11 protein-coding genes are annotated in these 15,309 nt (G+C 44.2%); 4 read left to right on the forward strand and 7 right to left on the reverse strand.

What is annotated here, in order from left to right; genetic code table 11:
- Window position 1 precedes the first annotated feature (1 nt).
- The 5 genes from KTO58_RS11860 to KTO58_RS11880 are packed head-to-tail and all read right to left on the reverse strand — an operon-like array spanning window position 2 to window position 7,341.
- On the reverse strand, window positions 2–2,863 hold the full coding sequence (locus KTO58_RS11860; protein ID WP_095839157.1) for a tetratricopeptide repeat protein: 2,862 nt from the start codon (window positions 2,861–2,863) through the stop codon (window positions 2–4).
- 24 nt (window positions 2,864–2,887) lie between these two features.
- Complete coding sequence (locus KTO58_RS11865; protein ID WP_225860211.1) at window positions 2,888–4,366, reverse strand: glycosyltransferase family 2 protein; 1,479 nt, start codon at window positions 4,364–4,366, stop codon at window positions 2,888–2,890.
- 15 nt (window positions 4,367–4,381) lie between these two features.
- Window positions 4,382–5,812: a glycosyltransferase family 2 protein gene (locus KTO58_RS11870; RefSeq protein WP_095839155.1), complete on the reverse strand. Its 1,431-nt coding sequence runs from the start codon at window positions 5,810–5,812 to the stop codon at window positions 4,382–4,384.
- Window positions 5,812–6,966, reverse strand: a complete 1,155-nt coding sequence (locus KTO58_RS11875) for a HEAT repeat domain-containing protein (RefSeq protein ID WP_095839154.1) — start codon at window positions 6,964–6,966, stop codon at window positions 5,812–5,814. The genes KTO58_RS11870 and KTO58_RS11875 overlap by 1 nt, the downstream gene beginning before the upstream one ends.
- Window positions 6,967–6,969: 3 nt before the next feature.
- A complete protein-coding gene (locus tag KTO58_RS11880) occupies window positions 6,970–7,341 on the reverse strand; it encodes a response regulator transcription factor (RefSeq protein ID WP_157753014.1) in 372 nt (123 codons plus the stop codon).
- A gap of 280 nt (window positions 7,342–7,621) precedes the next feature.
- Between KTO58_RS11880 and KTO58_RS11885 the strand changes: the two genes are divergently transcribed.
- The 4 genes from KTO58_RS11885 to KTO58_RS11900 are packed head-to-tail and all read left to right on the forward strand — an operon-like array spanning window position 7,622 to window position 13,535.
- Window positions 7,622–11,014, forward strand: a complete 3,393-nt coding sequence (locus tag KTO58_RS11885) for a response regulator (protein WP_095839152.1) — start codon at window positions 7,622–7,624, stop codon at window positions 11,012–11,014.
- Window positions 11,015–11,024: 10 nt separating this feature from the next.
- Window positions 11,025–11,846 (forward strand): CheR family methyltransferase, encoded by an 822-nt coding sequence (locus KTO58_RS11890; protein ID WP_095839151.1) that lies wholly within the window; start codon window positions 11,025–11,027, stop codon window positions 11,844–11,846.
- Between the two features lie 27 nt (window positions 11,847–11,873).
- Window positions 11,874–12,431: a chemotaxis protein CheB gene (locus tag KTO58_RS11895; protein ID WP_225860212.1), complete on the forward strand. Its 558-nt coding sequence runs from the start codon at window positions 11,874–11,876 to the stop codon at window positions 12,429–12,431.
- A 3-nt stretch (window positions 12,432–12,434) separates the two neighbouring features.
- A complete protein-coding gene (locus KTO58_RS11900) occupies window positions 12,435–13,535 on the forward strand; it encodes a hybrid sensor histidine kinase/response regulator (RefSeq protein WP_095839150.1) in 1,101 nt (366 codons plus the stop codon).
- 7 nt (window positions 13,536–13,542) lie between these two features.
- Here the strand turns inward: KTO58_RS11900 and KTO58_RS11905 are convergent, their stop codons facing one another.
- Entirely contained in the window at window positions 13,543–14,376 is an 834-nt protein-coding gene (locus KTO58_RS11905) for a hypothetical protein (RefSeq protein ID WP_095839149.1), read from the reverse strand.
- 22 nt (window positions 14,377–14,398) lie between these two features.
- Window positions 14,399–15,199 (reverse strand): alpha/beta fold hydrolase, encoded by an 801-nt coding sequence (locus KTO58_RS11910; protein ID WP_095839148.1) that lies wholly within the window; start codon window positions 15,197–15,199, stop codon window positions 14,399–14,401.
- Window positions 15,200–15,309: the final 110 nt, after the last annotated feature.

The raw sequence follows: 15,309 nt of genomic DNA on the forward strand, positions 1-15,309 counted from the left end.
GTTAAAACCTTCGCTGAAGCGTTATATAAATATCGTATTGATTTTGATACCCTGTATTGGTGATCTTCTGATTAATCCAGGTACCGAATAACCCGATGGTCGTACGATAATGCAATACTTTCTGATAACCTGCGCCGATGCTGTGCGTTAGCAAACCGGATAGATTTGGAAAGTTGATCAGGCGGCTGCGATCATCCGGCGAGGTACCCAAACCGGCTATTAGTTGCAGGTAATCCTGTCGCCTATTCATGTAATAACGGGTAGTCAGGTTAAAGGCCGTATAAAAATCTGACGCCTCGCTAATGGCAAATCCTCTAAGATTAACCCAGAAATCGCCGAAAGGTTTTGCCACCGACAATACTCCAGAGAAATTACTGGTGCTGTCCAGGTTAAGGTAACGACCACCCAGCTCTACTTCAAATTCTTTACCAAAAGTTTTAAAAATGGAATAGGCAGCTCTTAGCTGCGGAAAGACTAAGTTATTGGAATATGCCACCATTCCGTACGAATACAGTTTGCTATTATGTGTATAATATAATTCAGCGAGCCCCTGCAGCCCATTACCAGTCTTCCTTCCGGCATAGTTCAGCTGAAAAGCATAAGAGCCACGTTTCATAAAGCGGCGATATTCTACCGTTGCAATATTGTATTTATCCGAATTATAGTCATAACTCGAATTGAGGAAGTATAATCCGAATTGGTTTTTCAATGTTTTGCTTTGCAAGTAGTCCCGGTAATCCGCATTCGCAGCTGTATGCTGCAACGTTACTACTGAATCTGCCGTTAATGCGGCTGTCACATAGTCTTTTTTGTTTTCCAGGGTGATCGCACGTTTTAGGAGGAAGGTCTCATTACCTGGGTAGTATTTGATTCCCTGGCTGATGTATATAAGCGCACTATCATATTGTTGCCGGCCATTGAGGATATTAATACTGTATAAAAGTGCCAGGGAGTCTTTATTATTCAAGGTTAATACCTTACTAAAAACCTCCAAAGCGCTGTCTGGTTGCTGGTTACGCTGGAAGCTTTGCCCTTGGCTCATCAGACTGGTGATATAGGCCTGCTTATACTTCAGGGTATAAGGATACTTGTTCATGAGGGCAGCGCTGATGGCAGCCGACTCATCATACCGATGCAGGTCTTGCAACACAGCAGCTTTCTTTAACAGAAATTCGCGATTATCCGGGTAGTAACCAATTGCCTTATCGGCAAAATACAAGGCGCTATCGGCGTTTCCGGTCGCACTTTGCATGTTGATCATGTATTCCAGTGCTTCCTGATTGGATGGTGCTACTGCCAGGACTTGTTCAAATTGCTGTTTTGCCAGGTCATATTCCTCTGCTTTCATGAATATACGTCCCTGCGTCAGACGCATATCTACCAGATTATTGTTATATCTGTCATCACGCGGATAACGGGAGCTCAGTTGAGCAGCTATTTCCGCGGCCTCTTCATACCTGCCTGCATCTGACAAAACGCCTGCTTTTTTCATCAGGAAATAGGCATTGTCCGGATACTGGGTTAATGCCTGATCCAATACCTGTAGTGCTGCTGTGGCATTTTTCTGAGAAATATAGGTATTGGCCAGCAGGTTAAGGATTATAGTATCTGCTGGGCTTGCTTCCAGTGCGGTTGTGAAGGACGACAATGCCAGGTCATATTGTTGTTGGGCCAGATATTCTCTTCCTGTAGCAGTTTCCAGCGTCACAAGCCTCTCTTGTAATGCGGGGCTAGGTGTACGCCGATACAATAATTCAGCGATCGCAGCTGCACTGCCATATTTATGATCGCCTTCCAGGACATCCATTTTCAGCGTCAGCAGGCGGATATCGTTAGGGTTATTTTTCAGCCCACGATTGATCCAAGCCAGTGCTTCGCGGTATGCTCCGCGGGTCATGCTATAGCCGATCAGTTTGTCGAGGGCTTCTCTATTTCCTGGTTCCCGTTCAAGCACACTGGCATACAGAGAATAAGGATCATTATTGGTGTAGTAAGCGGCGGCCTCCATTCTGAGTGATGTCTCTAGGGAACGGGCTTTTGCGTTGGTGGGGTATCTACGTATTATCTCCTGTAATGTAATAATGGCTTCTGCATAGGCATGCATTTCCTGCAGGATACCTAATTTTCTCATTAACAAATCATAGTTACCGGGGGAAGCAGCTAATGCTTCGTTGACTACATCCAGCGCGGCACCATAATTACTGCCCTTCAATGACAAACCCAGACTTGCTTCCCTGGCGTCTTGATTCCGGGGATCAGCGAGTAATACGCGGTCGAAGTTCTGGCGTGCCATGTTATTATTTCCGAGCTGCTGATAATATTTTCCACTCAGCAGGTAATGTTCTATGTATGCATTTCGGACGGTAGTATCCTGCGGGTACTTACCCATTAGAGACTCAGCCAATTCATGGCCCTGATATATTTTATGTTGCAGGTTGAGTATTCCCAGCTTTTTCAACATGAATTCCTGACTGCCTGGAAACTCGCTCAGTGCCTCATCTACATAACATGCTGCCTCTTCCAATTTGCTGGTGGTCAACTCTACATTAATAGCATAGTAATAAGCATCGCGATAACGGGGATTTTTGGTCAATACTTTTCTGATATATTGCCTGGACAGATCGTATTGTTTGGTGAGCATATATAAGCGGGCCAGCAGCAGTTCCTGATCAATAAAATCTGGTTGTTCTTTCAGTGCCTGCCTGGACAAGGCAATCGCTTTTTCGTAATGCTGTTGTTTGGTTTCCTGTAATGCCTGTTCATACAGGGCCTCAGCGTTATTTTTCTGTTTAAAAATCTGCGCTTGTACCTGGGAGATCAGGCATATCAACAGTCCGGATAACAGATATTTTAATACAGTCATTAGTTTAGTCTTAATTTAAGAGTATTATTTTTTCTTACCGAATCCCTGTCTTTGCATGTTACCCCAGGAGGTTTTCTTTCCGATGAGGAAAAACCAATAGCCGCGCAAGGCAAAAAATACGATCAGCGGATGATACAGCAATGGTTCTAAAAATGCCATCAAGGCTAATCCTATTACTTCGCGCCAGGTTTTATAATAGCCATAAGTCAGCTGGTCCCAGCATATTGCCAAGGTAGTGATCATGACGGAGTAGAGGTAGACAAAGATGAGGAGGATGACAGCATAAAGCCAGTTCACCTGGTTTGTGCAGATGAGGTATATATAGTATAATATGCCGACAAATTCGATGATAGGTGCCAAAAATTCAAAGAAGAGGTTGTATGGCAGTACGATCAGGCCCAGCTTCTTATACCGTGGATTGAAGATGATCTTTCTGTGTAATGTCATTATTTCGGCCAGACCGCGCCCCCATCGGGTGCGTTGCCGGCTAAATATTTTCATGTTAGGAGGGCCTTCCGTCCAACATTGTGTAGTAGGAATGTATCTTATCGCATATTTCATTTTATTGTCCAGCATGTAGGCACACATGCGGGTTACAATATCCATATCCTCCGCAAAAGAAGAATGGTCATATCCACCTGCTTTGATAGCTACTTCTTTGTCGAACAGACCAAGTCCACCAGATACATTAGGTACACTATTCATCTTACTCCAGCCCATTTTGCCCAGTACGTATGCCCTTATGTACTCCATTTCCTGGAAGCGAGGCAATAGTTTTTCGGGAGGTCGTACCCTCGTGATTACGCCTTCATCTACTTCAGTGGAATTGGCTAGTCTCAGGGTAGCGCCAGTGGCGATTACCTGTCGACTATCTTCCACGACATGTACATAACCACATTGGGGGCAGGGCTCTCCTACTTCTTTGGTTTCTTTATGTTCCTCATCCATGAACGGTTTAATCATTCTAAGGAGGGTATCTTTTTCTATGATACAGTCTACATCTGTACAAAGGAAGTAATCGAAGGAGGCGGCGTTAATACCTGCATTGGAAGCATCTGCCTTACTTTTTCCATTTATTTTGTCAATGACCAACAGCTTATCATAAGCGATATTAGTGGATTTATACAGTTGTTTTACTGGTTTAGTTACAATGCGTTCATTATAGGCAAAATCAATGGGAACGAGTTCAAATTCCCTGATCAGCTTTTCAAGTGTGTCGTCGGTGCTCCCATCATTGACAATGATCACTTCAAAACGAGTATAGTTAAGTGTAAGCAGGGATCTTACGTTCATGATGATCGTCACGCCTTCGTTAAAAGCAGGTGCTATTACGGATATACCTGGTGTCAGCGGGGAGTTAAGCAGGTGGTCATAGTTAGTAAAACTGGCTTTTTTGCGGAATTTGATGATACCACGAAAAGACAGATAAGCTAATATTGCGTACATTATTAACAGTACGCAACCATATATAAATACGCCACCTTCAAATAAAGTTCTGATCATAGCAGCTGCTTTTCTTTATTTTTTCTTTCCAAATCCTTGTCTTTGCATATTGCCCCAGGTACTTTTCTTACCTGTAAGGAAATAATAATATCCACGAAGCGAAAAGAATACGATGAGGGGATGATATAGCAGAAACTCCAGGAAGGGCGTCAGGCAGAGATAGGCCACCTCCTTCCAGGTCTTGTAGTATCGGAAGCTGAGTTGGTCCCATAGTATTGAGATGGTGGTGATCATTACTGCATAAGTATATACGAAAAGCAGTAATAATAGTGCATAAGGCCAGTTGATATTTCCTGTGAGTGCTAATATTATATATATAATGATACCAGATGCCTCAATAATGGGCGCAAGTAATTCGAAGAAAAAGTTGAAAGGAAACACCACCAATCCCATTCTACCATAATTCGGATTCATGAACATACCAAAGTGGGAGGTAATCAGCTGTGCAAGCCCTCTGGCCCAGCGGGTACGCTGCCGGCTGAATATTTTTAGTGTAGCCGGAGCTTCGGTCCAGCAGAGTGTTCTCGGTATATATCTTACGGCGTAATCGATGCGGTTTTCGTGTGCATAACGACACATGCGGGTGAGCAGCTCCATATCTTCTCCGAAAGAGCTATGGTCATAGCCACCGCAGCGGATCGCCACTTCTTTATCAAACAATCCTAGCCCGCCGGATACGTTCGGAACACAGTTGATGTAGCTCCAACCCATTTTCCCTAATACAAACGAGCGGATGTACTCTACCTCCTGGAACCTGGGTAATAGCTGAGATGGTGGGCGCATGCGAGTCATTACCCCTTCATCGAATTCGGAGGAGTTAGCAATACGAAGGGTGGCACCGGTGGCGATAACCCTTTTCCCCCGCTCCTGCATAACTGGTACTATTAGTTCCAGTAAGGTATCTTTATGCAGGATACAGTCTACGTCGGTACACACAAAATAATCGAAAGAAGCTACATTAATCCCTGCATTTACTGCATCTGCTTTACTTTTCCCGTTGACTTTGTCTATGACTAACAATGATGAATAGGCAGGGTCGGTAGATTTATAGATCTTCCGGATGGGCTGCGACATAATCTTGGTGGTGTAGGCGAAGTCGACCACTACCAGTTTGAACTCTGCAATGAGTTGTTCCATGGTATTATCGGTGCTACCATCATTGATCAATACGATCTCATATCTTGGGTAATTCAGTGTCAGGAGGGATCGTACGTTGGATATGATGGTAAGTCCCTCATTAAAGGCAGGTGCCAGAATGGTGATCCCGGGAGCCAGTGGCGAGCTGGCAAGTATATCCAGTTGATATTTACGATTATTATTAATATAAAAGCGTATAGCCAGCATAGATAATATAGCCAGCAAGGCATAAACGGCCAACAGCACGATGCCGTAAACAAACAGGACATTTTCATATATCCGGCCCAGTGTTAGAAAAAAGCCCTCCATTAGTATTTTATTAATGGGTTCATGCAATGCTTCAGGATACGTAAGCTTTCCGGGTCTGCGGTATCGAGTAACTCCTGTATTACCTGGCTGGCAATCCATTCATTTTTTACCAGGGATTTGGCGGCATTCTTCCGGAGATCAAAATTGGTAGAATGCAGGAATTCCTGTTTGAGGAAATCGATATGCCGGCCGCTGCTAATACGACCTACTGCTTTCAGGATGGCTATCTGGCAATGGAGAGGCTGACTGCTGTACATTGATACCAGTCTGTCTTCCACATCTGGTACCCTTAGTTTACCCAGGCACCTGATAGCATCTGTCCGGAGGTAGTGGTCTTTGGTATCCAGCAATTTGATAACGGCTGATACAGCAGGTAGCTGATTATAGTGTGTGATGAGGAGTAGGCAGAATGATACTACGCTTTTGTTATTAGAATAGGTTACCCATCGGGCGAAGTTAGGGATGGCGATATCTTCGGTGGTGGTGATAATCCGGAAGAGCTCGACCTGGTCCCACATCAGCAAGGGGTCAGTGACGACATCAAAGAATTTGAAGGGTTCGTTTTTGCTTAGTTTTATATAGGCATGGCGGGCAGCGGCTCTGAGTTCACGGTTACGGCTATTGGTCAGCGGTAGTAGGGTTACATCTGCTACGGGGATTTCCATTTCCATGAATTCTGTCAGTGCCCGCACTTTTCTGGCCCAATGCCTTGACTTCATTTGTTTGAGGGTATCCTTGCTCAGGTCGAGCTGGATATAGAGATTACGCAGGAGATGCCCGGCATTGCCTCTGACGTTACGCCGGAAGTGTATGATACGGTCGGTGACGGCCTGCCTGGCCCATTTTTTATCCAAAGGTAGCTCCTGGAAAGCTTCCAGATCCATCTGAATGTGATCGGCCGGTTCTCCTGCCGCTATTGCCGGATTGGCCAGCACCTGTTCTACTATCAGGTTATCGATCTCAGGTAGCAGACCAGCCAGTCGCTTGTTGCGTTTATAGCCTCTGAAACGGCTACGCAATATAGATAGATATGCCAGCAAGGTGATTATTACCGCGACTACAATAAATACTATTGCCAGTTTTATTGCCAACGGAGCACCTTGAAATACATTAAAAATAGGTTCCAGGAAGGATGGTACTTGGATTTCGAACATCGACTATTTATTCTTCATTAACAATCGCTTTACCCGAATGAGTAGTTCAGCAGGTATGATTGGTTTTTTCAGGAAGTCATCTGCGCCCAGTTTAAATCCTTCCATTACCATATCTTCATTACCTGCATTGGATACAATAATAACCGGAATAGGGTTCGGCTGGCTTTTTACCTTACTCAATATTTCAAATCCATTGGCGTAAGGCATCATAATATCTGTAATGATCAGGTCATACCCATAAGCAGAGGCTTCCAGTTTTTCGAATGCTTCTTTCCCATTGGATACATGATCCAGCTGATATTCTGAAGAGGAGAGAATCCTGGCTACAATTTTTGGCATTATCTCATCGTCTTCGACTAGCAAAATTTTACTCATTTTGGCAAGCGTTTTTATGATGTAGTCACCGGTAGAACGGCGATACAATCACTTCTATTAATTGGTTTCGGACACAGTTAGCGGTTTTTTCAAAGATATTGGTCAATTTGATCCTTGATGCTTAGTTTATGTGTTATTCGGTATATACTACAAAATTCAATAAAAAGTTTTTAACTATGCGTCAAAGTTATGTTACTTTTTATAAGTATTATTCTGTTGTACAAAGATATGCATATGAATGCATTTAGGTATTTTTATCCTGTTTTAAGTCATTAAATATATGAAGCTCTCTTTAGTGAACAGGCTTTACCTGGGTTTTGCGTTAGTGATATCGCTGATCCTGGTGGGTGGTTATCTGACCTGGCAGACATTTAACACTCAGACGGAGGAAGCCGGGTGGGTACAGCATACTTACCGGGTATTAAATAATTCGGAAAGGGTACAAAGGTTACTTTTCGATATGGAGGCGTCCAGGCGGGGCTTTAGGAGTACTTTTAACAAGCGATTCCTGGAGCCGTATGAGACCGCTCTACCGAAGGTAGCGCCGGCGATCAATGATCTTCGCACCATGGTATCAGACAATCCTGTCCAGTTCCGAAATACGGATTCACTGGAGCGGGCGGTCAACAGCCTGCTGAGTTTCTGGAATGAGCTGGATCACTTGACTACCCAGCAACGATTTGATCAGAATGTAGCTATTACGGAACAGGAGACCTTATTGATGGACAAGGTCAGGGCACGGATCAATACTGTTAATTTAACGGAACGACATCTCCTGGCTAAACGGGAGGAGTTAAAAAACAGTTCCTTTACCAAAGCAATCAAAACACTATTGCTGAATAACCTTTTCATCCTGTTGGTCGGTTTTATATTAATGCGGGTAACCTATGCGGAATTCAAGCGGCGGTTAAAAGTACAGAAGGCCCTTAACAGTAAGTTACATGAGGTAGTAGAGTTGAATAAGGCAACCAACAAACAAAACTGGCTACTAACCGGGGTGAACAATATGAATGATAGCTTACAGGGCATCAATAACCGGGATAATTTGGTAGCGACTTTCCTTCGGACGCTGACAGGGTTTGCCGGGTTTCCTGCCGGTGCCATGTACCGGTATGAGGAGAATCGTAACAAGCTGGTACTTGCAGGTACGGCAGGTATGCCCATCGATGTGCAGCACGAAATCGCCCTAAATGAGGGATTGATCGGTACCACTGCTTCCCAGAAAGCATTGCAGGTGATCCGGGATATCCCTCCGGGATACTGGCAGCTTAGCTCTGCCAGTGGGAAGATGACACCTGGTTCCTTAGTATTTGTGCCACTTTGGATAGGTGACGAGCTATTAGGGGTGATCGAACTGGCTTGCTTCCAGGAGGTAACTCAGGCACAGCTGGAATTACTGGAAGTACTGTCTAAAGATATTACGGTAGCCGTCAATGCCGCCAATGACCGGAGTAAGGTGATGTCCTTATTACAACAGGTGCAAGAACAAAGAGAGATACTAATAGCCCAGCAGGAGGAGCTAAGACAGTCTAATGAAGAATTGAGCCGTCAATCAGAGATATTACAAGCATCTGAAGAGGAGCTGAAAGTGCAGGAGGAAGAATTAAGACAGGTAAATGCAGAGATCACGGAAAAGAATAAGGCATTGGAAGCAGCCAGGAGTGCGCTTGCCCTGAAGGCAAATGAACTGCAGTCCAGTAGTCAATATAAGTCTGAGTTCCTGGCCAACATGTCGCATGAGTTAAGAACACCATTGAACAGCGTACTGATATTGGCGAAAATGTTGCAGGAAAACAAGGAAAAAAACCTGCACCCCAAGCAAATTGAATATGCTGGTATTATTTATAAGTCAGGGTCTGACCTGTTACATCTTATTAATGATGTACTGGACCTATCAAAAATTGAAGCTGGTAAGGTAGAGTTGAATTACGAAACTGTCCCCGTAGCTGTGATGAACAATGATGTTGCAGACTTGTTTGATGTATTATCACAGGAGAAAAATATCCGTTTTATCAGACATATCACGGGTGACGTACCGGACGCTATCGAGACGGATAAATTAAGGTTGGGTCAAGTGATTAGGAATCTTCTCTCTAATGCATTCAAGTTTACGCCCTCCGGAGGAGAGATCTCGCTTTCCTGGTATATGGCAGGTGACGACGTACTTGGCATTACCGTAGCAGACACGGGTCCAGGTATACCTACCGAACAGCAGACGCTTATCTTCAGTGCTTTTCAGCAGGGAGACGGGTCTATCAGCCGTAAATATGGAGGTACCGGTCTGGGGCTGAGCATCAGCAAAAAGCTCATGGAATTGCTAAAGGGTGAATTACGGCTTGACAGCAGTACTTCTGCCGGTAGCGTATTCAGCATATTGGTGCCGATAGGGGAAATAGTTGACACTACTATTCCAGCGATATCCACACCGGCCCTCCATCCTATCGCTACTACTGCCATAGAGCAGCAGACCGCAGTGACTGTCAATGATGACCGTAATAACATAAGTTATGAAGATAAGTTAGTCCTCATAATAGAGGACGATACGCGGTTTGCTGATATTTTAAGGGACTTTGCGCGTGAAAAAGGGTTCAAAACCATCGTAGCCCATAACGGACAGGATGGTCTAGCCTATGCGCGCAGGTATTTGCCGGCCGCTATTATATTGGATATGGACCTGCCGGTGATAGATGGAAACAGTATTCTGAAGATACTTAAGAGCAATGAGGAGCTGAGCAAGATATTGGTACATGTGGTAACAGGTGCAGAACAGGCGAGTATTGCTACCAATAACATACACGGGTATACACGGAAACCGCTGGCATTGGACGATCTGGAACAGGTGTTTACCAGCATCAGCCGCTTATTGAGTGGCAGGTATAAAAAAGTATTATTATTATCCGCCGGGCCGTTAGGGCAGGATGCTGCCTTGAGCAGCATCAGCAACAAACGCAAGCTGGCGATGGCCTATGACATCACCGGCCTTGATAAGGCGGAACATTTTATACGGGAGCAATCCTATGATGCGGTTGTTCTGGAGGTGGATACCCCTATCGGCGATATCATTAACCGCCTGCAAAAGTTGCGTCAGCTGACGGATTCCAGTAATACTCCGCTTATCGTATACCTGGATCAGGATATAACGCCACAGGAGGAACAGCAACTGAAGCGGTATTCGTCTGCTATCGTACGTAATTCAGTACATGCGCGGGACCGGCTTATCGATGAATTGGAGTTGTTCTTATATAAACTGGAGAAAAAGATCAGTACAGGTACTAAAGAGGCAGAAGATGGAGATAGTACACTTTCCGGCAAGACCATATTACTGGCAGATGATGATATGCGGAATGTATTTTCGATCAGCGCATTAATGGAAGAGCAGGGGGTACATGTACTTACGGCGGCAGATGGGAAAGAAGCTTTGGAAATATTAGACAGATATCCTAAACTTGACTTAGTACTTATGGACATCATGATGCCTGAAATGGACGGTTACGAAGCGATTGGGCGAATAAGATCAGATGCCCGTTTTCAGCAATTACCGGTGATCGCACTTACGGCAAAAGCTATGGCAGGTGATCGGCAGAAATGTATAGAGGCCGGGGCCTCCGATTATATTGCCAAACCGATTGATAATGCTAAACTGCTATCTCTGCTGAGTGTATGGTTGTCTTAACAGCATCCTTATGGTACAGGAGATCCATCCACACGATTTTTCTGAGCTGCTGCAGATTGTCCAGCAGCAATATGGTTACGACTTTACAGGGTATTCGCCTTTCTCACTAAAAAGACGGATCATCCGGTTTATGGCATACTGCAATGCGAGAAGCCTGGCCGAATTAAGGTATCGTTTGCTATATGAATCGGGATTCTTCCTGGAAATGTTGCAGTTCATTACGGTGAATGTAACCGAAATGTTCCGGGATCCTAGCTTTTACAGGCAATTGCGGGAGCAGATCATTCCCCGGCTGGCCTCCTATCCTATTATTAAGATTTGGCACGCCGGATGTGCCACCGGAGAAGAAGTGTATTCGATGGCCATTCTGTTGGAAGAAGCGGGTTTGCTGGATCGATGCCGTATCTATGCAACCGATCTCAACGAAGCAAATTTAATAAAGGCGGAGAGTGGATGTATGCCGCTTAAGGTAATGAAAGAATATACACAGAATTATATACAGGCAGGCGGGATAGAAGATTTCTCCAATTATTATTCGGTGAAGCACCAGCAGGCGATTCTTGATCCATGGCTACTTAGAAATATTATATTTTTCCAACATAACTTGGTTACAGACCAGGTATTTAATGAATTTCAGCTGATTTGTTGCAGGAATGTCTTCATATACTTCAATAAGGAGCTACAGGATCATGTAGTAAAATTATTTTATGACAGCTTAGCTTCTTTAGGTTACCTTGCGCTGGGGATAAAGGAATCGATGTTATATAATAAGGAGCGGACAAATTTTGAAACAATCAGCTCGGCTAATAAAATATTCAGGCGAAAATCATAAGATTTGATAATACCCCATTCATATCGTGTGATTCTAATAGGAGGATCAGCTGGTAGTATGCCTGTGCTGGAGGAGATACTGAAACAGTGGCCTGCCCATTTTCCTATACCATTGGTAATTGTACTACATCGATTAAAAAATGTTCCTAGTGAGCTTGTGGCTATTTTATCGTCCTATCGGAAATTGCTGGAACCGGAAGATAAAGAGGCATTATTGCCCGGCCATATTTATCTTGCGCCGCAAAATTATCATCTATTAATAGAGAGTGATGTTACTTTTTCCCTGGATTATTCGGAGCCGGTCAACTTTAGCCGGCCTTCTATTGACCAAACATTCAGTAGTGCGGCAGCTGTCTTCGGCGAGGGAGCATTGGGTATATTACTAAGCGGAGCCAGTAAAGACGGGACGGAAGGGCTTTGTGATATTGTAGCGGCGGGAGGTACCGGTATTGTACAAGAGCCGGACAGCGCACTATTTCGGTTTATGCCAGCCTCAGCCCTGGACTCTTGTAACGGCATATTATCTATGTCAGTGACTAGCATTATTGATCTTATTAAAAAAATAAGCGTTGCATATAAAAGTTGATAAATGAAGCAGCAGAAAACATTTACAATCCTTTTGGTGGATGACAAACCGGAAAATCTTGTGTCGCTGGAACATATGCTGGAGGCTGACAACAGGGAGATATTAAAAGCTACCTCGGGAAATGAGGCACTTAAAATCGTCCTCAAACATAGCGATATCGGGCTGATTATGCTAGACGTCCAGATGCCGGATATGGACGGTTACGAGGTAGCCCGGTTGTTACAGATCAACCCTAAGACGAGTAACATCTCTATTATTTTTGTCACCGCGATCAATAAGGAGGAGCAATATGTAATGCGTGGATTTGAAGAAGGGGCCGTTGATTATCTATCGAAGCCGTTAGATGTAAATATTACAAGAGCGAAGGTACGGGTATTTGAAAAGTTATATCTGTCCCAATATGAGCTGAAGGAGGCGATGGCTGAAAAAGAGCAGGTGAACAAGCAGCTGGAGCGGTTTATGTATATGGTAGCACATGATCTTAAATCGCCGCTGTCTGGTGCAATTAGCCTTCTGTCTATGATCAATGATGATCCCCGTATACAGCAGGAGCCGGATCTGAAAGACTATATGCAGATTGTAATGGGCGCCACTAATAATCTGACCCAGATGATCACCTCGATGCTTGACTATACCCGTCAGAATAAGGCGGATCAAGTGGTAGAAAAGATAGATGTGCAAGCGCTTATCAAAGAGCTTATCGCCTTATTATTCCCGCCAGCTCATATACGTATCGTCACAGAAGGCAAACTGCCTGTATTGCAAGCTAACAAACTAAAGCTGCAGCAGGTATTTCAGAACCTTATATCCAATGCTATCAAATATAATGATAAGGCTGAGGGAGTTGTTACTATCGGTGGTACTGACCGGGATGAGTTTTTTGAGTTTTATGTAAAAGACAATGGTCCTGGTGTTTCCAAGAGAGATACGGACCGTATATTCCGTTTATTCGAGCGCGTTGACAATGACGTGAAGGAGGAAGGTACGGGGATTGGTTTGAATATTTTTAAACTTCTGGTAGAGGAACAGGGAGGAAAGGTATGGGTTGATTCGGTGCCAGGTGAGGGCAGTACTTTCTATTTCCTCTGGCGGCAGCACTACTAGGCTGTTATTATTCAAATATCCAAAGGCGGCCGCTGACACCCGGGGATCTAACCGGTAGGCAGGACACCTTTAGTATTCTTTTATTCAGCTGCCAGTTCCAATCAGAGATCGCGTTTTCGGGAGATTGAAACAATCGTGCAGCTTCCTGGTATATGTCTTCCAGGTTTGTGGCCTGGTTACGTAATTGTGTCATAGCCTCAGATAGCGTGACAGGCAATTGTTCTCCTTCATTGGATAATTCTAATAATGTAGCTGCCTTCTGGTTTACCCATCCGGAATAACCATCATTACTAATAAAAACCAATGCGTGCGGGATCGTATGTAGTATGGCGGTGAAACGACTATTCAGGCGCTGGAAGTTCAGTTGTTGTTGTGACTGAACAATAATTTCCTTCAACCGGAGGCGTATGGTCTCAATGCATTCGATGAATTCGTTGCCAAAATCTTGTGGTTCACTCCATCCCATTATCAACAGACTGGTACCTGGAGAGGTATTCATCGGCATGATAACTGCTGAAGATAATGCCTGCAGTACTTCATTGAAGGCGTTATCCTTCCCTGCAGGTATTTCCTTCCAATAGGTCGTCTTAAAACCCAGTGTATAAATAGCCTTTCTGATTGGATCAGGGTTCATCACCAAATCATTCAGGTAACCTGGGAATGCGTTTTTTACTTTGGCCGTTTCGTTGTCTTCCAATTCAATCTGGAGGGCAATATCTGCATTTGTCAATTCCTTTACAAAGGAAATGCTCAATGAAAGGAAGGAGGAAATATCTCTTTCCTTATCCCAACGGCTGGTTTGGTTAATGAAGTTAAGTGCCTTTCGTTCCCAATTATTCACGAATCAGAGTTAAGTATTTAAATCAGAGAAAAGACCTTATCGCCTCTATCACCTCTTCAGGAGCGCTGATTTGGGGGAAATGTCCTTGTGTTTGTACACTCACACGTTTGCTACCAGGAATATTAGCCTCCAGATATTCGCTTACTATAGCCGGGACAGCGATGTCATTGGTGGTTTGGATGATCAATGCCGGTTGTGTCACTTTGGCTAATTCGTTGCGATAGTCCAGGTAGAAGATCGCTTTAGCTACTTGTATAGCGATATCGGGTCTTATCGCTTGCAGGGATGCTGCAAACGCGGCTGCCAGTTCCGGTCGGTCATCATTCCTCATAGCAAGTACGGAAAATCCTGCGGCCCAGGCGTGATAATTGCCTTCCATTGTTTCAAACAAACTATCCAGTGTCGGCTGGTCGAAACCGCCTATATATCCTTTTTCCGGATCATTGAGGTATCGTGGGCTGGATCCCAGTAATATAAGTTTTTCTATACTATCCGTGTGTTGTACAGCTGTCAACAGACCAATCATCCCGCTGACAGAATGCCCAACAAATGTGACATGTTGTAAGTTGAGTTGTTGCAGGATATCGGCAACATCTGCCACATAGCCATTAATAGACTCATATCGTTTGGGGCTATAAGCGTTTATATCGGCTGCACCTCCTCCCACATTGTCAAAAAGAACAATTTTATACTCATTTTCGAAAGCCGGAGTGACTTGGGCAAAAGACCGTTGGTCTATACCAAATCCATGACCAAACACCAAGGTTTGGGTTGCATCGGGATTACCAATTATGTGAATGTTATTCTTCTGAATGATATCCATAAACAATACGGTTCTTTTTTTGGTGTGTGGTTATATCTTTCAAAGATAATAACTATTTGTGTGTCTTTACGCCTCAGAGGGCAGAAGATAAAAGCGCCTTCAGGGTCCCG

It is taken from the genome of Chitinophaga pendula, assembly GCF_020386615.1.
Lineage (GTDB): Bacteria > Bacteroidota > Bacteroidia > Chitinophagales > Chitinophagaceae > Chitinophaga > Chitinophaga pendula.

What these genes read in the sequence shown, in the direction of transcription:
- KTO58_RS11885 (WP_095839152.1), top strand. Translation starts at nt 7,622, where the DNA reads ATGAAGCTCTCTTTAGTGAACAGGCTTTACCTGGGTTTTGCGTTAGTG.
- KTO58_RS11870 (WP_095839155.1), bottom strand. Translation starts at nt 5,812, where the DNA reads ATGGAGGGCTTTTTTCTAACACTGGGCCGGATATATGAAAATGTCCTG.
- KTO58_RS11880 (WP_157753014.1), bottom strand. Translation starts at nt 7,341, where the DNA reads ATGAGTAAAATTTTGCTAGTCGAAGACGATGAGATAATGCCAAAAATT.
- KTO58_RS11860 (WP_095839157.1), bottom strand. Translation starts at nt 2,863, where the DNA reads ATGACTGTATTAAAATATCTGTTATCCGGACTGTTGATATGCCTGATC.
- KTO58_RS11875 (WP_095839154.1), bottom strand. Translation starts at nt 6,966, where the DNA reads ATGTTCGAAATCCAAGTACCATCCTTCCTGGAACCTATTTTTAATGTA.
- KTO58_RS11890 (WP_095839151.1), top strand. Translation starts at nt 11,025, where the DNA reads ATGGTACAGGAGATCCATCCACACGATTTTTCTGAGCTGCTGCAGATT.
- KTO58_RS11865 (WP_225860211.1), bottom strand. Translation starts at nt 4,366, where the DNA reads ATGATCAGAACTTTATTTGAAGGTGGCGTATTTATATATGGTTGCGTA.
- KTO58_RS11900 (WP_095839150.1), top strand. Translation starts at nt 12,435, where the DNA reads ATGAAGCAGCAGAAAACATTTACAATCCTTTTGGTGGATGACAAACCG.
- KTO58_RS11910 (WP_095839148.1), bottom strand. Translation starts at nt 15,199, where the DNA reads ATGGATATCATTCAGAAGAATAACATTCACATAATTGGTAATCCCGAT.